Here is a 20,423-nt window from a genome sequence, read left to right as displayed (position 1 = left end):
TCACCCGAGGAGCCGTCGAGCCGCCGAACAGCAGCACCCGCTTCCGACCGTCCACCTTGGGCGCCAGGTAGACCCGGCCCGCCTGGTGCATCAGCCGGGCAAACAGCTGCTGGCCTTCCTGCTCCGTAACACCGGATGCGCGCAGCGCGTCCAAGGCCCGGGCGGCGTGCTCGTCGTGCTCGTCGCGGCCGGCGTTGAGCTCATGATCGATCACCAGCGCCCGCTGCGTCTTGTCCAGCCGGTCCCACCACATGTCGAGCACGTAGATGGTGCCGTCCAGGTGGTAACCGAGCAGGTTCGCGGCCACCCAGGCGCCCGCCTCGGCGCCGAGCTCCCTGTCGACGCGCCTGACCAGGTCGGCAGTGGACAGCAACACCACGTGCGGCGGCCTGCCTCGGCCGGCCGACCAGCCGTGCTCACCGGCGCGCACCGGCCGGTCCGGACGCGCCACAGCCGTCACCGGCAAGATCGTCCGGAGGATGTCTTCCCAGCCCCGGGGCAAGGCCCGCCAAACCAGCGCATGGTCATGACCGCGCCGGCCGGCCTGCTTGGTGCCGGCGTAGCGCGGTAGCAACACGTCGACGAACAGAACCTCGAGCGCGGCGGCCGCTCCGGAGGCGAGAAGCGGATCGACCCCGAGCAGCCAGGCGAGCCCCGCCCCGGCCAGGGCGAGCGGGGCGGCGAGGCGAGCCATCCACGCGGCGGCCAGCAGACGGTTGATCTCCTTGAACAGCACCGCGTAGGAGGGCGAGTCCTCGATCAGGACCGGTTCGATGGTCCACGCCTCGAGGGTGCTGTGCGCCACCGCAAGCGACTCCCGCAACCTCGCCTGCGACTCATTCGCCCGCGAGTGGATCCACGGGGTGTCCCGCGACGGGTCGCTTGTCCGGCTCGGCCGCGAGACCCGGTAGGCGGTCGTGTCGTCGGCCCACAGGCCCGGCATGCCGTTGACCAGCTCTTCGATCCAGAAGGTCGCGGCGATGACGCCGTACTCGGCCAGCGCCGCCTTGAGCTCGGCCAGCGGGATCGACGTGCGCGTCGGTTGCGCCGCGAACACCCCCGCGATGACCCTTTCCTGGCCGTCCATCCGCCCGGAAGCCTCGCCCAGCAGCTCCTGGGTCCGCCGTGGCCCGATGAAACGCCCGAAGGTGGGTCCGCCCTGAATGTGCACGCCGACCCACGCGCCGCGATCGTTGTACACGCCGCTGCCGGAGGAGCCCGCGCCGGAGAGAACCTGGTAATCGATGATGTCGTCGTCCCCACCGGCCAGCCTCGGCCCGTGCAGGACGGTGAACTTGTCGTTCGGGAACCCGACGGCCGTCACCGTGGTGACCGCGGCGAGGCTGGAGTCCATGCGGACGCGGTTACGGGCCGTCAGGCCGGGCACCCGCAGCAGCACGAAGTCGTTGCGCGGGTCGGTTCCGTCCCCGAGCACGACCATCGCGGCCACCTTGAAGCCGTCCACCCGCACCGACTCGATCGGCGCGCCGACCACGACATGCGCCGCGCTTACCGCGTACCCGTCTTCGATCACGGTCGCCGAACCGTTGCCGTTGTCGCTGGTGACGTCGACGGCGCGGTCGATCATCGGAGCCAACCGGTAACTCGCGGGCACGGTGAACCGCCAGGAGCCGGCGGACAGTGTGTCGATGTTGATCAGCTCACCGGCCCAGATCACCCACGCCATCTGGTCGCCGAGGGAGCGGTGCAACTCCAGGCCTTGGCGGTACACGGTCGACCTGTGCGGAGTGGTCAACTCGCGGGCGATCAGCTCGTACGGCGCCAGACCCGCCGCATCGGCGCCTGGCCGGGCCTGCTCGGCCAGCCGGAGGACCGCGTTCTCCAGCGCGTCAAGCCCGAGATCCTCGTCGGCACCCAGGTAAGCGCCGGTGATGGACACCGTGCCGATCATCGCTCCCGAGGAGCCGGTGAGTTCCAGCCTGCGGACTCCACCCACGATGACCAGCTCGAACCCGGCCGCGAGCGGGCCGGCGAGCACCGCGCGGGGCAGCGCGGCGCGGGCCCGGCGCAGTTCCTCGGTCAGCTTGCGGTCGCGCGCACGGTAGAACAGCAGCCCACTGGGCTTCCGCAGCGCGGCCAGGCGCTCCGACCACGACGGGTCGAGCAGGCCGTACCGGGCCAGCACCTGCGTCTCTCGGGCAAGGGCAAAGATGTCGTCCGTCCGCCGGTTCAGCTCGTCGAGGGCCGCCGAGCGACGCTTGGAAACCACCTGCGCCAGCACGCCGGTCACCCAGGCCCGCAGCGGAGACACCACAAGCACGACACCCACGAGTGCGGCGGCGACCACTCCAACTACCAGCAGGTGCTCGCCCATCCACTCCCACGGAGCGAAACCGTGCTGTCCGGTGGGCAGCGGCGCATCGGATCTACCCGGCTCACGGTGGCCCAGCTGCCAACCCAGCGGAGCCAGCGCGAACGGCGCCAACCCCGAGGCCCGGTCAGAACCCGAATGGCCGGACTCGTCACCGCTGGTGGAAAGCCAGCGTGCGCTGGACTTGTCGACACTGTGCACGGCGACATCCCGGCGGGCGGCAAGCAACTCGGCGAGTTCATCGCCGGTCAGCTCGGACACATGCGGGGCGTGTGGGACATCGGGCTCGGCCATGGCGGCGGCTCGGGCGTCGGCCTCAGCGAGGTAGCGGGCTCGGCGCTCGGGGTCGCCGTAGCCGTCGCCGCGCTGGTCGATGAACCGGCGTGCGTTGGCCAACGCCCGGGTGAGCGCGGCACCGAGGGGCTGGCCGTGGCCCGCGTCCGCCGCGGCCAGTACGGTGCTGACCCACGCCAGGTCCTCCCGCATCTGGTGTGCCGCAGAGCTGGTGAGCGCGGCGGCCAGCAGCCGGTGTCGGTATCGCCACAGCTGGCGAAGCTGCTCGACGATCTCCTGCGCGGACAGCCGGCCGTAGACACCGGGACTGCTGCGCAGGCCACCATCCAGCATCCGAACCAGGGCCTGCTCGAGGGAGGACCTCGGCCGCTGGGGGTACAACGGCCACAGCCGATCGGCGGTGTCAAAGTCGACCTCGTACACCCCAACCGGCGCGTCCACACCGGGCGTCGCCGGGGCACCGACGAGCGTGTTACCCGGACCAAACGCATCCCAGTGACCCACCCAACCGTTCGGCACGAAGTTCACCGCCAACTGGTCGACCATGTCATCCAGCCGCTGCGCCGCGTCTTCGATCAGACGACGCTCGCGCACCAGTTCGGCGAGTTCGAACACCGAGTTCACGGCGAGTACGTCCAGCCTGCCGTGGGGTACAGCGTCGCGGGTCAGCAGCAGCCGGCTTCGCGGAGCCAACCTGCCCAGCAGCCGGAACTGTCGCGTCGCGCCGACCGATACCAGCAGGTAGTCCAGGCCGCGACCGCGTTTCGCGATCCACTCGACCCCGTGTTCGTCCTCGACAGTGACAACCCGGAAGTCGGAGCGCTTCGACTCGACAAAACGCAGACGGCCACTGAGCCGTACCTCGATGCCTGCCCCAACCGGGAGAACCGCGCCGCGCTCGGCCAGCCAGCGTTCGAGCAGGAGCTGGTTGAGGATCAGATGCAGGCGCAGGTAGCCGGGTGGGCCGCGCACCCGGATGGTCGCGGTCTCGATGAACGCCGCCGAGGTGTGCGGGCCGGCCACGGCGACGGACACGATGTCCTCGGCGCTGGCCCATCGGCTGACGACCGCGTCGTACAGGTGCTGGGCCAAGCTGCCGGGCTTGGCGCCCGCGGCGATCGTGAGCGCGTCCTTGATGGCGTTGTGATCGCTGCCTGAGTCGCCGCCGTAGATGATGATCGGCCGGACACCTGCCGGTAGGGCGGCGATGAGTCGAGCGAAGCCGGTGATCTTCGACGGTGGGACCTGTGGGTGGGTCAGGTCGAACACGTTCGCGCCGGCTTGGACGTTGAACCGGGGGTCGCGCTCGGCGGCGGCGCGTAGCGCGAGGCCGAGCTCGTTGGCGCGTTCGCGGGTTTCCGCGGGGGCGTGGATCCAGTCGTAGGCGACCATCAGCAACTCACCGTTGGGGCCGAGCTTGAAGATCGGTTCGATGCCGGCGTTTGCGTGCTCGTCGGTGAAGTGCTCGGTGAAGAAGTCCTCCAGCGCGGTCAGCCAGGTTCGGTCGAGCAGGCCGTCGGCGGTGACCGGCACGGCCTCACCGGGCCAGCGGATCTGGGCGCCGAACAGGCCGACCACGCTGAGGCCGTCGCCGGGTCGGGTGCCGAACAGGCCCATCAGTTGGTTGGCTGCGCGGCCGGAGTTCAGCCCGGCCATGGCCCCGAGCTGGGTGTGACCGTGGAAGACCGCGGCCGCGCCGGGGAGCAGTGACGGCGAGGACATCGACGAGTGCGGCCCGGTGAGGGCTTCGTCCACGTCGGACAGCGGGAACAGGGCGGTGCCGGTGCCCATGCGGGCCACCAGCGGCCCCAGCACGTCCCGGATCTGAGCGTCGGTGGAGAACTCGATATCCGGTGTCCAGCCCGGGTAGACGAACGCGTCCATGCCGACCAAGAGGTCGGACAACTGCCGCTGGGCGGCGACCACATCGGTGACGGCCGAACCGATGCCGGTGCCCGTCTCCGCCGCTGTTTCCAGTTCGTCGTATGTGGCGGCTAGCCGCGCGCCGGCGGCTTCCAGCTGCTCGGTCAGCCAGCGTTCGAGCAGGAGCTGGTTGAGGATGAGCTGCGCGCGCAGGTAGCCGGGCGGGCCGCGCACCCGCATGGTGGCGTTCCGAGCGAACTCGGGCTTGGTCTGCGGGCCGGCCACCGCGAAGGAGATGACGTCCGCCGGCCCGGCCCACCGGCCGACCACCGCCTCGAACAGGTGTGGCAGGTGAGCCAGGCTGGCCGGCATTTCACCCGCCGCGATCCGCAGGGCGTCGGTGATGGCATTCCAGTCGCTGCCGGAGTCGCCGCCGTAGATGATGATCGGCCGCACGTTCGCCGGCAGCGCGGCCACCAGCCGGGCGAACCCGGTGATCTTCGACGGCGGGACCCGCGGGTGGGTCAGGTCGAACACGTCGGCGCCGGCTTGGACGTTGAACCGAGGGTGGGCCTCGGCGGCGGCGCGTAGCGCGAGGCCGAGCTCGTTGGCCCGCTCGCGGGTTTCGGCGGGGGCGTGGATCCAGTCGTAGGCGCGCATGAGCAGTTCGCCGTGGGGGCCCAGCTTGTCGATGGGTTCGATGCCGACGGCGGCGTGTTCGGCGGTGAAGTGTTCGTTGTGGAAGCTGTCCAGGGCAGCGACCCAGGTCGGGGCGAGCAGCCCGTCGGCGGTTTCCGGTTCCGCCTCACCTGGCCAGCGGATCTGGGCGCCGAACAGGCCGACCACGCTGAGGCCGTCGCCGGGTCGGGTGCCGAACAGGCCCATCAGTTGGTTGGCTGCGCGACCGGAGTTCAGCCCGGCCAGCGCGCCCAGCACGGTGTGGCCGTGGAAGGCGGTGGCCGCGCCCGGGAGCAGCGCCGGCGAGGACATGGACGAGTTCGGGTCGGTCAGCGCCTCGTCCACGTCGGAGAGGATCAGCAGCGCGGCCGCCGTGCCCATGCGCGCCACCACCGGCTCCAGCGCCGCGCGGATCTGGGCGTCGGTGGAGAACGCGTAGTCCGGCTGCCAGCCCGGGTAGGCCCAGCTGTCCAGCCCGGTCAACAAATCGGACAGCCGTTGCTGCGCGGCCACGATGTCGGCGACCGCGGCGCCCACGCCCACACCGGTTTCGACAGCCCCGGTCAGGGCATCGAACGCATCGCTCAGCCGCTGATCGGCCGCCTTCAGGCAGTCCCGCAGCCAGTACTCCAGCAGCAGTTGGTTGAGGATGAGTTGCATGCGCAGGTAACCGGGGGGTCCGCGCACGCGGATGGTGGCGTTGTCGGTGAATGCCGGCGAGGTGTGCGGTCCGGCGACGGCTACCGACACGATGTCCGCCGCGGTCGCCCAGCGGTCGACGACCGCGTCGAACAGCTCCTGGCTCAGGCTGTCCGGCTTGTTGCCGGCCGCGATGGCCAGCGCGTCCTTGATCGCGTTGAAGTCGCTGCCGGAGTCACCGCCGTAGACCAGCAGCAGCCGCAACCCCTCGGGCAGGTCCTTGACCAGCTCCGCGAACCCGGTGATCTTTGACGGCGGTACCTGCGGGTGGGTCAGGTCGAACACGTCCGCGCCGGCCTGGACGTTGAACCGGGGGTCCGCGTCGGCGGCGGCGCGCAGTGACAGGCCGAGCTCGTTGGCGCGGGCCTTGGTCGTCGCGGGGGCGTGGATCCAGTCGTAGGCGATCATCAGCAGCTCGCCGTTCGGGCCGAGCTTGTTGATCCGCTCGATGCCGACCGCGGCGTGCTCGTCGGTGAAGTGCTCGGCGTGGAAGGCCTCCAGCGCGGCCACCCAGCTCGGGTCCAGCAGCGGTGCCCGGGTCTCCGGTTCGCTCGCGCCGGGGCGGCGGACCTGGGCACCGAACAGGCCGGTCACGCTGAGCCGGTCACCCGGCCGGACCCCGAACAGGCCCATCAGCTGGGACGCGGCCCGGCCGGAGTTCAGGCCAGCGAGCGCACCGAGCAGCGTGTGTCCGTGGAACACCGCGGCCGCCCCGGGCAGCAGCGCCGGGTGCGACATGGACGAGTCGGGGTCGGTGAGTGCTTCGTCAACGTCCGAGAGCGGCAGGAGCGCGGCGCCCGCACCCATCCGGGCCACCAGTGGTGCCAGCACGGCCCGGATCTCGGCGTCCGTGGAGAACGGGTAGTCCGGCTGCCAGCCCGGGTAGACCCAGGAGCCCAGCCCGGTCAACAGCCGCGACAGGAGCTGCTGGGCGGCGACCACTTCGGCGACAGCGGCGCCGACGCCTTCGCCGGATTCCGTCGCGGTGGCCAGTGTGTCGAATGCGGTGGCCAGCCGTTCGCTGGTGTGGCCGAGCCAGGCGCGAAGTTGCGTCGCGAGTTGTCCGACGAGGCGGTCGTTGTCGTGGTCGTGTTCCGTTCCGGTGTGGTGGTTGTTGTTGATGTGGTGGTCGCGTTCGTGGCGGAGGAACTCCAGCCACCAGCGGGCGAATCTGGGGTCGAGTTGGATGAGCAGGTTGACCAGTTCGGCGACCCATCGGGGCAGTAGGATGATGGGGGTGCCGTCGGCGCGGCGGCCGCCCCAGCCGAGCAGTTGGCCGCCCAGCGGTGCCTCGTCGGTGACGACCACCCACCTGGTCAGTTCGGCGAGCTCGGTTTCCTCGGCCGGGGTGAGTACGCCGACTGGCGCCCGCGCCAGGTTGACCAGCGGCTGGCTACTCAATGGTGTCGCGCCCTCGTCGAGCCGGGCCACCTCGCTGGCCGGGAGCAGCTGTTGCACCTGCTCGCCGGTCAGACCGATCGCCAACCCCCCACCTGACCAGCCGTAACGTGCGTTGGCGTCGGTCACGACCCGGGCCAGCCGCTCCTCGCCGGCCCGTTCACGCAGGTGCGCAAAGACAGTGATGATCTCCTCGGGCGAGGCACGGTAGGACGCGCCGGGCCCGGTGTAGCCGGGATAGCGGGGAGTGATCCCGGGACCTTCGTAGAAGCCGTAGCGGCGGATCAGCTCGATGTTGAGTGAGGCGATGCCGAGCATCTGGCCACTGGTCTCATGGGTGATCCAGTACTCGCTGTCCCCGAGCGTCCCGACATCGTCCTCGAACGGCGACCGGACGTGACCCCGCTCGGTCGACTTCGCGATGGTGTAGGTGTGGCCGGCGATCATGATCTTGGTGAGGCCGAGCGTGGCGGCCGCGACCACGATCTGCAGTGCGTCGTAGAGATCGGTGTGGGTGAGCCCGACGCCGCGCACGACGTCGTTGTCGCGGGCAAGCACGGCGAGCAGGTTGTCGGCTTCGCCCAGGAAGCCGGAGTCGGCGTAGCGGCCGGGCCGCATCCGGCCGGTCAACCCGACCACGGAAATCCCGTTGATCTTCTCCAGGGTGAGGATCAGCCTGGTCTCGTTGTCACCGCCCACCACGAAGCCGCTGGGCTCTCGGCGCGGCTGGAACTCGACCGCGAACCGGGACGGGTCCAACTCGTCCGCGCGGGGCTCGCGGAGCAGTTCGGCGCGCAACGCCTCGGCCATCACGCTGGTCACCGAGTAACGCACCCACCCTGCGTCCAGCCGCAGCACGGGAACCTCATCGCCCCACCGGTCGGTGACCCGCTCGACCCCGATCACCCGCGACCGGGCGACCAGGTCCACGAGGTGGCTCGAGCGGCCGGTGTAGAACTCCGTCAGGTGACCGTGCCGGTCGAGCACCGCGAACAACCCGAAGTCGTAGTCTCGGTGGCGCCACAACCGCTCGCTGACCAGCTCGAACCCGAGCTCCGCCAGCTGGGTGGCCATCGGTAGGCCCTGCCGCTCGCGGAGCCGGGCCGCCGATGCCGCGTCTTCGATCGGCCCCGAGGCGGACCCGGTCGCGCTGGGGTGGAACACGAACGGCGTGGAGCTGCCGCCACGCCACACCGCGATGCCCGGCGACCCTAGGAACTCGGCCGCGCCCACCGCGACGATGGGTGCGGGGTCCCTCGCGGCCAGCATGCCCATCCCGACCGGGACGTAGACGCCCGTGCCCTCGGCACCGTGGTGCACCAGGATGTCGGCCGCCAAACCGTAACCCTCGGCCACCGCATCCGCTTCCTCGATGCCGGCCAGACCCGGTGCCTCGGCGGCCGGTGTTGCTTTCGCACGCTCGGCCAGCCAGCGATCAAGCAGAAGTTGGTTGAGGATGAGCTGCGCGCGTAGGTAACCGGGTGGCCCGCGCACCCGGATGGTGGCGTTGTGGGCGAACTCGGTCTTGGTCTGCGGGCCGGCCACGGCGACAGAGACGATGTCCTGCTCGGCGGCCCAGCGGTCGACCACGGCGGCGAACAGCTTCCGAAGGTGGCTCAGACTCTTGGGCATGCGACCAGCGGCGATTTCCAGCGCGTCCTTGATGGCGTTGTAGTCGCTGCCGGAGTCGCCGCCGTAGATGATGATCGGCCGCACACCGGCGGGTAGTGCCGCGACCAGTCGGGCGAATCCGGTGATCTTCGACGGCGGGACCTTCGGGTGGGTCAGATCGAACACGTCGGCACCGGCCTGGACGTTGAACCGAGGGTGGGCCTCGGCGGCGGCGCGCAGTGCCAGGCCGAGCTCGTTGGCACGGGCCTTGGTCTCGGCCGGTGCGTGGATCCAGTCGAACGCAACCATCAGCAGCTCGCCGTCGGGCCCCAGCTTGAATATGGGCTCGATGCCGGCGGCGGCATGCTCGTCGGTGAAATGCCGGGCGAGGAAGTCGTTCAGGGCGGCCAACCAGGCCTTGGTGTGCAGCTTGGGCGCGGTTTCCGGTGCTGCCTCACCGGGCCACCGGGTCTGGGCGCCGAACAGGCCGACGACGCTCAGCCCATCGCCTGGGCGGGTGCCGAACAGACCCATGAGCTGGGAGGCGGCGCGACCGGAGTTGAGTCCGGCGTGCGCACCGAGCTGGGTGTGACCGTGGAAGGTGGCGGCGGCGCCGGGCAGCAGCCGAGGGTGTGACATCGAGGAGTCCGGGTCGGTGAGTGCTTCGTCCACGTCGGACAGGATCATCAGCGCGGTGCTGGGGTCCATGCGGGCGACCAGCGGCTCGAACACTGCCCGAATCTCGGCGTCGGTGGAGAACGTGTAGTCCCCCGGTTGCCAGCCGGGGTAGGCCCAGGAGCCCAGCCCGGTCAGCAGCCGTGCCAGTTGTTGCTGCGCGGCCGTCACCTCGGTGGCCGCCTCGGCGATGCCCACCCCGGTGTCGGCAGCGGCGCCCAGCGCCTCGTACGCGTTGCTCAGGCGCTCGCCGGTCCCAGCCAGCCAGGCCTGGAGCTGCTCACGCAGCCACGCGACCAGGAGGTCGTTGTCGTGGTCGTGTTCCGTTCCGGTGTGGTGGTTGTTGTTGATGTGGTGGTCGCGTTCGTGGCGCAGGAACTCCAGCCACCAGCGGGCGAACCTCGGGTCGAGCTCGATCAGCAGGTGCACCAGTTCGGCGATGTGGCGGGGCAGCAGAATGACCGGGGTGCCGTCGGCGCGGCGGCCGCCCCAGCCGAGCAGTTGGCCGCCCAGCGGTGCCTCGTCGGTGATGACCACCCAGCCGGCAAGTTCGGCCAGCTCGGCCTTCTCCGCGCGGGTGAATACCCGCGGCGGGCCTCTTGCCAGGTACCGGAACAGCTTGCCGTCCAGCGGGGTGCCATCCCCGTCCAGCCGGAGAGCCTCGTCGTCCGGCAGCAGTTCCTGCACCTGCGCACCGGTCAGGTCGATTGCCAGGCCGCCGCCGCGGGATGCGCCGGGCCCGACCTCGCCGATCAGCCGCCGGAGCCGGATTCCGGGGAACAGCACGGCGGCACCGGTCACCGGCAGCAGGTGAGGGGTCGTCACCAGTAGGGCGATCACTATCGCCACTACGACCAGCACGATCGCGGTGATCAGCAGCGCGGCGCGGAACGCGCCAGCACGGCCACCTTGCTCGGTCGCGATGCCGGGCTCGGCCTCGGCCGCCGGATCTGCCGGCGACGAGGACTCCATGATCCGCAGGCCCGTCGCGGGCGCCCGAGGCCGTTCGTCGCCACCCTGGTCGTGTCGGGTGCCGAAGAACTTTTCGAACGCCTCCTTGCGCAGGTTCTCGAGCAGGTTCTCGTCCAGCTTCGGCTCCACCTCGAGTGAGCGGAGGAGGTCGCGCATGCGGTGATCCAATTGAAGATCGTCAGCGGACCGGTCGTGGGTCATGGCCTGGCCGGGCTCGTTGTGCGGCTCCGCGGACGGTGTCTCGACGGTTTGCTGGATGAGCCGCCGGCGCCGCTGTATTTCTTGCTCACTGCGGAAGAACTCGCGAGCCGCGTCGTGCAGCAACTCGTCCAGCGCGAGATCGGCGGCGGTGGCCCGGTCGGCCAGCTGGTTGTAGACCGGCTCGGTCGGGCTGGTTTGCAGGGCTTCTCGCACGGTGTTGAGCGACTCGCGGAGCTCGGGCAGCTGGATCAGCACCGCGATCGCTCGGCTGGCCGGTTCGCGGGCGAGCGCACGCGTGCCCGCCTCGAGCTCGTCGAGCTGGGCGCTGATCTCGTCCGCGAGCGTCGGCTCGCGCGGGAGAAGCCCGAGGTCCGTCGCCTTCGTGGTGGCGACCTCGATCGCTTCGGCGAGCAGCCCCGAGGGGCCGACGATCTTCGCGCCGAACGGTCCGCCGTGGCTGACCAGGCCGCGTAGGTGTCCCGCATGGTAGGCGCCGCCTCCGGAGTGACCGCCGGGGGTGTGCGCCCGGGCCAGCCGGCCGCTGTCGCGGCTTGGCCCGACCGTGGTGCGCCGGGCGGACCCGGGATGCCCGGTGATGTCCAGCGGGGTGCCGTCGGGGATTGGGTCGGTGCCGATCTCCGCTATGGGCGGGCCGACCCCGGGGCCGTAGAGGTTGGGCAGGTTGGGCACGATCAGCAGCGCGAACTCCAGGGTGCCGTGGTGTTGCGGCGCCTGTTCGGCGAGCAGCCGGTTGCGGGTGAACTCGTCCAGCTCGGCCCGTACCCAGCCGGTGACCAACGCAACTCCCAGGTCCGGGTCGCCGACCATGATCTGGTTGGCCGGCTGGCCGTGCACGACGTGCAACACCGTGGCCACGGTGAATTCGCCGACCCGGACGCCGCTGCCGAGCCCGTCCTGGTGCAGAACGAGAATCGTGCTGTCTCCGGACGGGGTGATCGTGGCCGGCGGGCCGGGGTAGACGTTGTCCAGCCAGGTGCCGATCGCGTCGATGTCGACCGCCAGCTCGAAGCCGTCGGGGGACGCCGCGCCCCACTGCCCGGCAGGCTCGAGGTGCTGTGCCCAAAGCCCGTCAGCCACCGGCCGGGGTGCGCCGAGCACGCCATGTGCCCAGCCGTCGGCGAGGAACTCGAAGAACAGGTCCCCGGACGCGGACTCCGGCCATCCGTCCGGCGCGGCCCAATCGGCACTCATCCCGCGCAGTGTGTGGATCTTCGTGGCCAGCGGCCCGCCGAAGCGGGAGGTGTCCAGCCCCCGGATGAGCAGGGAGCCTCGTCCCGGGATGGACAACTCCAGCCGCAGCGCGAGCGTGCCGTCGTCCCGCACGAGCGCGGTGAAGCCAGCCGAGGTGGCCGCCGGGTCCACCGCCCACACCCAGGTGACGTTCGTGTCCAGCCAGGGGTGCGCGGCGATCGCCTCGGCCTGCTCGCGGGGCGACAGCCCCAGCTTCGCGGTCAGCTCGCCGGGAGTTGTCGCGTCGACTCGGGCGCGCCGCAGCTCATCGACGATCCGGCTGCCCCGGGCGCGAGCGGTGGTAAACGGTCCCAACCCGTCCAGCTCGGGCAGCGCCGGGACCCCCTGCGGGCCGAGGATCTTCTCGAACAGCCCACGACGCTGCTCGGGCGTCCACTCCTCGTCGAGGACCGCGAAGACCTCGGCGTCGGTCACCCATTGGCCGGACAGACCGTACGCCACCAGGTCATCGAGCGGCTCGATCCGGGTGTCTTGGGTCTGCTCCAGACTCACCCGAGCTTCGGCCACGCGATCGATGAGCCCACCCAGCACAACGAAGGTGAAGCCAACCGGCAGCGCAAAGTCCGGCCCGAGCGCCGCCCAGACTCGGAACTGCTCGGACGAGAGCACCACACGGACTTCCGCGCGCTTGGCACCGACGCTCAGCGCGACCTCCTGGTCGACCTCCAGGCCGGCGTCCTGTACCCGGGCAACCGTTCGTCCATAACCGTCCCGAATGGCGACGTACCGTCCCGCCAGGAACTCCGACCAGCGGCTCGATCCACCGTCCCCACCAAGAAGCCCGCCGCCGCTCACCACCACGGCGGCCAGCACCGTCGGCTCCCCCGTCCACCACGCCAGCAACGCCGCGCTCAGCCCGGCGACCAGCAGCGCGGCCCCGGTGAACCGGTGCAGCGCGCGCGTCACTCGCTGGGCCACGCCCCGGCCGAGCAGCCGGGAGCGCTGCTTGTCCGGCCCCTTCACGGCCACGTGCACCGCCAGTACGCCGGCCGCGAGTAGCGCGAGCCCCCACGCGGGCAGGGCGCCGGGCGTCGAACTGGAGGCTGGGGTGGCCGCTGTGAGCGGTGCGGCGGCTGCTGGCGCGGCGGTCAGCACGATCATCACCGCCGCGATGGCAATCGCCACGGCAAGCACCCGGGCCACGTGCCTTGTGGCGGATGGGGACTTCGTGGCCGGGAGGTGGTTGTCCAGGCCGTTGCCGTTGTTCGGCGGGCCACGCCGCGTGATGATCAGCGCCAGTACGGCGCTCGCGGTGAGGATCACGGCCTTGGCCGGTGCGGGCAGGTCGGAGGCCAGCGTCTGGTAGCTGCCCCAGGCGTTGAGCGCGAGGAGTCCGAGCTGGCGGACCAGACCGGCGTTCGTCGTTGCCTGGGCGCGGCCGAGTGCCCGCGCCCAGGCCGGGGTGATCAGCAGCCGCAGCGCCATGATCACGCCAGCCGTAACGGCCAGCGCGCCGGCGGTGACCTGCACCGGGCCGCCGGGGGTGAAGGCCAGCAGCTCCAGCGCCAGCCCGCCGGTGACCGGCAGGCTGAACCGCAGCCCGATCCGGAACTGCCGGGTCAGCGGCAGCGACCAGTGGGTGAACGCCAACCGCACGTTCACCGCGAAGGCCTTGATCCCGGGGCCGACGGGGTCGCCGTGCTTGATCAGGTAGCCGACCACGAACGTGGTCAACGCCGCCAGCAGCGAACCGGTGATGATCGTGGCGACCGGGCTGATCAGCCACATCAGGCCGGCGGCCACGATGTTCATCGCGCCGTCGTCGAACCAGGTGGTGAGCCTCGGCCCGGGCAGCATGTGCTTCTGGTTGTTCTTCACGTCCGTCTTGTAGACGTGGATGGTGCGCCAGCCGATGGACATCGCCATGGAGAAGATGGTGATCAGGACCGCACCGATCACCCAGTGCCCGCCCAGCGCGGCGGCCAAGTAGCCCTTCCCGCCCCAGTCGATGGGCGCGGACAGCCGGAACAGCCAGGCCCAGTGCCCAAGGTCGAACAGGGCGAATGCCCAGAACCGGCCCAGTTGCCTTGGCCGGCTGTTCAGGGTCGGGTCCAGCCGGTCCACGTTGCCGGCGGCCAGGCGGGGAAGCTTCAGGGCGAAGACGAATCCGAAGTGCGAGACGGCAAACACCAGCGACTCGATGAACACCCAGGTGGTTATGTCGCCGACCGGGACGTTCGCGTGCAGGCTGACCACGAAGCTCAGGGTGTGCAAAGTCAGCAGGCTCAGCTGCACCCGCCGGGCCTTGGCCAGCCGCGCCGGCAGGTCGCCGGGCAGATCGGTCAGCGTGCTGACCGTGGCCCGCACGAACATGCCCATCGTGCTGGCCAGAGGCAGCACCAGTGCCCACACCGGGCCGGCGAGAATGGCGAACGCGGACAGCGCGATGAAGACCGCGTACACCAGAGCCCGCACCACCCGCTCCGCGGTCAGGTTCGGGGCGCGTGCCTTGATCGGCGACCAGAACAGCCGCAGCAACGCCGCCACACCCACGCCGGCGGCCACGGTTGCGGCCAGGGTCGGAGCGGTGCCGCCGGTAGCCGCCAACACGCCCGTCCCGGCCCCGACACCAACCCCGGCAGTGATCCCAAAACCGACCCGCCACCGAACCGGCAAGTCCGCCGACCAGTCACCGAACACCGCCAACACGCCGGTAACGAAGTCGCCGACCGCGCCCCGGTGGCGCCACCCGAACAGCCCACCAACCAGGGCCAGCGCAAGCCCACCCAGGCCAAGCAGCCAGCGCCACACGCCGCTTCCCCGCGAGGACTGGCCGTGGTCCGGCTGCCCACCGGCGGTCGGTTCCGCACTCGTCGTCGACGACTCGTTTCCGGTCGGTGCGGCATTCGACGACGGCGGCGCCTGGCTCTCGGTTTGCGAGGAAGCCGAGGACGGCGATGCCTCGTCGCGGGTTTGCGACGGCCCCGGGGTGTTCGTCTCCCCCGGGGCGGGCAGGTCACCGGACTGCCCGGGCTCGGCGGGGCCGGGCACGGTCACCGTGACCGGCTCGGTGCCGTAGCCGCCGGCGGGGACGGTCAGCCCCTGATCCGGGAACACGGTGTCCGCGTCCTGGTGGGCGAACACGCCCGGGTTGGCGCCCACCAGCACCGCCGGGTCGGCGTGGCCGTACGGGGTGAACAGGCCGAACCGGGCGATGATCACGGTCACCGCGTCGTGCTGGTGCCCGGTCAGCACCGGGTGCGTCACGGTCCACTCCGCGCCGGTGCCCTCGGGCAGGTCGAGCTTCGTGCCCGTCGGGAACGGCGTATCCAGGGTGGCCGGCCAGTTCTCGTCGGTGATGTGCTGGTTGACCGCCCGCAGCGCCACCATCGCGCGGTGCAACGCCTCAGGATCGCGCACCGTCTCGATGCCATAGAGGCCCTCGATCCAGCGGCGCGGCGTGTCGCCGTCCTGGGTGTACGCCACGCGCAGCGTCAGGATCGTCGGCTCGGTCACCGGCTGGTGCTCGAGGACCACGCCCGGCCGGTCGGCGTGCTCTTGGGTGTGCGGGTCCCGGGAGGTGTTACCGCCGACACCCAGCCCGACCAATCCCGCCAGCGCGGCCAACAGGCCGCCGGCCGTCCACCTCGTCCAGCGCCTGGCGGGCCGACCGGGTCGGTTGTCACCGGTCCCGTGGCCGTGCTCGTCGAGCCAGCGGTCGAGCAGGAGTTGGTTGAGCATCAACTGCATGCGCAGGTAGCCCGGAGGCCCACGTACCCGGATCGTGGCTTTCTCGACGAACTTGCTCGAGGTGTGTGGCCCGGCCACCGCCACCGAGATGATGTCGTCCTCGGTGGCCCAACGGCCGACCACGGCGTCGAACAGTTCCCGCTGATGCAGGCTGTCGGGTCGTTCGCCCCGGGCGATTTGCAGTGCGTCGTTGATGGCGTTGAAGTCGCTGCCGGAGTCGCCGCCGTAGATCAGGATCGGGCGGACACCCTCCGGCAGGTCGTTGATCAGTTCGGCGAATCCGGTGATCTTCGACGGCGGCACCTCGGGGTGAGTCAGGTCGAACACGTTCGCGCCGGACTGCACCTTGAACCGCGGGTCGTTGGTGGCGGCTTCCTGCAGCGCCGTGCCCAGCTCGTTGGCCCGCTCGCGGGTTTCGGCGGGAGCGTGGATCCAGTCGTAGGCACGCATGAGCAGCTCGCCGTCGGGGCCCAGTTTGTCAATCGGCTCGATACCGACCGCGGCGTGTTCGTCGGTGAAGTGCTGGCGGTGGAAGTCGCTCAGCGCGTCCCGCCACGCCTGCTGCCGTAGCGCCCGCTGCGTCTCGGGCAACCGCGCGCCGGGGCGGCGGACCTGGGCGCCGAACAGGCCGACCACGCTGATCCCGTCGCCGGGCTCGGTGCCGAACAGGCCCATCAGCTGCGAGGCCGCCCGGCCCGAGTTCAGTCCCGCTTGGGCACCGAGCATTGCGTGCGCGTGGAAGGTGGGCGCCGCCCCCGGCAGCAGCGCCGGGTGCGACATGGACGACTCGGGGGCGGTCAATGCCTCGTCAACGTCCGAGAGCACCAGCAGCGCCCGGTCCACGCCCAGCCGATCCACCACATCGGCCAGCACCGCCTGGATCTCGGCGTCGGTGGAGAACGCCCACTCCGGCCGCCACTCTGGATACACCCGCTCGGCGAACCGGGCCAGCAACCCGGACAGCCGCCGCTGCGCCGCCAGAACCCGTGCGGCCGCCTCGGGCACACCCTCGCCGGAGGCGATCGCGGCACGCAAGCCGTCATACCCGGTGCGCAACCGCTCACCAGCGGCATCAACCCGCGACCGCAACACCGCACCGGTCAGCCGGTCCCACCGGGCGGCCAGCCTGGCGCGCAGCCCCGGCACGACCAGCACCACCACCACGGCGATCACCACCGCGGCCACCGCGGTCCACACCGGATGCGCCAACACCCAGTCGCGCAACCAACCCAGCCCCAGCGCCCCACCGGCCAGCGGCGCCCAACTCCGATCGGGCCGGCTACCCGCGTCGAAGGTGAAGTGCTGCCCCCGCTCGCGACCCAAGCTGATCTGGTCGCCGTCGGCGAGCAAGCGTTCCTCGACCTGCTCGGCATTGACGAACGTGCCGTTGCTGGAACCGATGTCGCGCAGTACCCAGCCACCCTGTTCCGCGTCGTAGCGGATGTCCGCGTGCGTGCGGGAGGTGCGGCCGTCGTCAACCAGGACGTCGTTGCCGTTGGCATGGCCAGGCTCGCCGCGCCCGATGCGCAGCGTCGTACCCGGGGTGAGCTTGACCGGCTTCCCGCCGTCAACAGGGTGCAGAGCCGGGCCGGTGCCGCCGATGAGGCTCCGCACCAACCTGCCGAACCGGCCCCGCTTGGCAGGAGCAGCGGTGGGCTCGGGTTGTGGCCGCAGCAGCACCGAGGCGTTGCCGATCGCGCCGAGCACCGTGTCCCGCAGGTAGAACACCCGGGCCTGGCCACCCAGCATGGCCCGGGTGAGGTCCTGGCCCTGGATGGCGTCAACGATCACGCGGGCGATCGGGGCCAGCCGGTCAATGTACTCGTCCTGCTCAGCGCGCGTCTCCAGCTGGTTGAAGAACCAGAGGTGAGCCGCCCGCATCACACCGGTGATCCCGACCAGGGCGTCCCAGAACACCTCCGGGTCGCCGGTGCGCAACGCGGCGACCTGCTCGGCTCGCCGAGCCAAGGAGGTCCAGTCCGGCTCCGCCGCCGGCTCTTCCAGCTGGACCGACTCGTCAGGCTGGAGGGCTCGGTCCAGGTCAGCGCCGGCTTGCAGCGCGGCGTACATGCGGGCATCGATGTAGTCCCAGCCGTCCGGTGCCGGGTAGTAGTACAGATCGGTCGGGCTGCCGCCGTAGTGCCAGCGCATGTGCTCGGTGAAGTGTTCGAGGACGACCATGCCCTTGCGCTCGCCGTGCGGCCGGCTGATGCGCAGCACCGGCACGGAATGCGCAACGGCCTTCTCGACGGAGCCGCGCTCAGCCTCGGTGAAGGTGGCACCGGACCGCCGAGGCTGGGCCGGCAACCGAACCGCCGCCGCGGCGTCATTCGGTGCGTGGGGCGCGCCGGCCGGGCCGGTGCTCGGGGCCATGACGAGCGCGGTGGCGTGATCTTCGCCGCGCGGCGGCGCCACCGCGAAGTCGATGATGGCCTGGGCGGCACTGGCCGGGTCGGTGGCGCCGCGGATCAGGTCGAGCAGCTCGTGGCCGTCCGCCGACAGGTAGCGGGTGACGCCGTCGGTGACCGCGACCAGCCACTCGCCTTCCTCCAGCACGAAGGTCAGCGCCCGCGGGCCGCTCTCCAGCATCACCCTGCCCAGCAGCCCCTTCGGCTGGTTGCGCCTGCCCTCGTGGAACTCGGGCTCGTTGACCGGGATGACCCGGTTCGGCGTGACCCGATAGACGACGCTGTCGCCGGTGACCAGCACGGTGGCCCGATAGCGGCCGTCCGGCAGCGGAACGATCTGGATCGCGGCGTAGGTAGTTGCCGAATGGTCGTGTTCCGCCGTGCCGGGGACCGCCATGACCCCCCTGTTGGCCACGCGCACCGCGACCTCGGCCTGCCGGTCCGGGGCGCCGAACGCCGCCGGGGCGGAGTACAGCAACGTGGTGGCGCCGAGCTCGATGGCGGCGTGCGCGCCGTCGCGCGGGTGTGCCGAGTGGCTGACGCCATCACCGATCGCGCCGACGAACCGACCGTCCTGCTCGCCGAGCAGCCCGCCGTCCTGGTTGTTGCCGCGCGCGCCGCCGCTGGTGACCACCGCGCCGGTCCAACCCTCGCCGGTGAGCGTCAGGGCGGCCGCGTCCGCGTCGGCGGCGTCGCCGGTGCTGATGATCGGTGCGTAGATCACCCCGCCGCCGGGCAGCTGTACCGGCAGGCCGGTCTCGGCGCCGGTCGGCCGAACCTGTTCGAGCTGGTAGCGGCCCGGCTCGACCTCGATGAGCGTCAGCTCGACCCCGCTGGTCAGCCGGCCGGGGTTGGTGGGTGCAAGGCCGACCGGCCGGCCTGCTTCGAACTCGGTGACACCGCGCGATGCCGCGTCACCGACCAGCCCGAGCAGCCAGGCAATGCGGCCCCGCTGGTCGAGCGCGGCCGGCAACCACACCTGGGCGTCCTCGGCGACCTGGCCCAGCACCTTGGCACTGACCACCAACGTGCCCTCGGCGCCGAACCGGTGCTCCAGCGTGATGTCCCGATCCACCAGCACGGTGAATCCGGCGGCCACCGCGCCAGCCGGTACCACCCGCACCGGCTGCCACTTCTGCGACCCGAACCGCAGCAGCTCCGGAGCGTTCTCCACGGCCTCGCGGATCTCCGCCTCGGCCAGCTCGACCATGTCCACGGTGTCGGCCAGCGGACGCGGGTCGAAGTCGGTGTCCAGCGCGTCCTGGTACACCCGCTGCAGGTGGCTGAACCGGTATGGGTCGTCCCAGAACTTGTCGGTGGTGTCAGCGCGCAGCCGGTCCAGCTCCCGCAGCGCCGCGCCGAACCGCTCGGCCAGCTCAAAGAGCCGCGCATCCGCGGGCAGCCCGGCCATGGCCAGCTCGGCGCGCGCCAGTGCGACGGTGGCCCGTTCCAGCGCCGGCGGCACCCGCTGCCACGGATCCGCGGTGTCCGCATCACCCGGTGCGGGTGCGTCGTAGTCACGCCGCGCGCCGGCCAGCAGCGACTCCGCGGCCGCCAGCTCGGTCGCCGCCTGTGCGGCGAGTTCCGCCAGCTCGTCGGCGTCCGCGTTCGCACCGCGGGCCTCCGGTTCGTGGCCGGCGTCGGCAAGCACGCGTGCCGGCCCTGAACCATCCGCGCTTGCGGTGCCCGCCATGCGGTCGAGCTGGGCACGCAACGCGTCGCGCCGGCCGGCCAAGGCCGGCAGGTAGGCACGAAGCCGGTCGAGCTCTGGGGTCGCTGCCAGCCGCCGGGTGCCGGTGAGGAGCGCCTCGAGGGCGTCCACCGAACGCGCCTCGCGCTCGAACCGCTCGCGCACGCTGCTGACCGACAGGCCGAACGCACCGTGCGCGAGCAGGCTGTCGACCGCCACTCCCAGCAGGTCGAGCTCGCGCTCCATTGCGGGCAGGCGGGCCAGCAGGCGGCTGGTGAGCGTGTGGAAGTCATGCACCGGGCCGGCCCGGTTCAACAGGTAGACCGCAGTAACTCGCCCGCCCAGCTCCCAGCGCAGTTGCTCGGCCGCGTTGCCGGTGACCACGTCGAAGGTCGGGCTACCCGGCCGGATCAGGCCCAGGGCCTGCTGCGCGAGGTACCACCGGAACAGAGAGCCCGACGAGGCGAAGTCGACCAGCTCGACGGAGCCGTTCCTGCGCACTACCAGGCCAACCGTCGACGACGCAGGGGCACCCGAGGACCAGACCAGGCCGCTCCGGCGCGGCCCTGGGCCGGCCGTAGTGATCAAGGAGCGCAGCCGGGGCATCGCGGCCGCGAGGAAGGCCCGGATCATCGGGACG

General features: G+C 71.1%; 1 protein-coding gene (running past both ends of the window). It reads right to left on the bottom strand.

All 20,423 nt of this window come from inside a single coding sequence — locus tag ABEB12_RS35890, rhomboid family intramembrane serine protease (RefSeq protein WP_185063161.1), on the bottom strand. Of the gene's 122,763 coding nucleotides, 21,089 precede the window and 81,251 follow it; the stretch shown corresponds to coding positions 21,090-41,512 (codon 7,030, partial, through codon 13,838, partial); reading right to left, the first codon wholly in view occupies positions 20,420-20,422. Both the start codon and the stop codon lie outside the window.

This window comes from Actinospineispora eucalypti (assembly GCF_039543365.1).
GTDB lineage: Bacteria > Actinomycetota > Actinomycetes > Mycobacteriales > Pseudonocardiaceae > Pseudonocardia > Pseudonocardia eucalypti.
The sequence above is the reverse complement of the archived record's forward strand: the minus strand, read 5'-3'. Positions and strand labels throughout refer to the sequence as shown.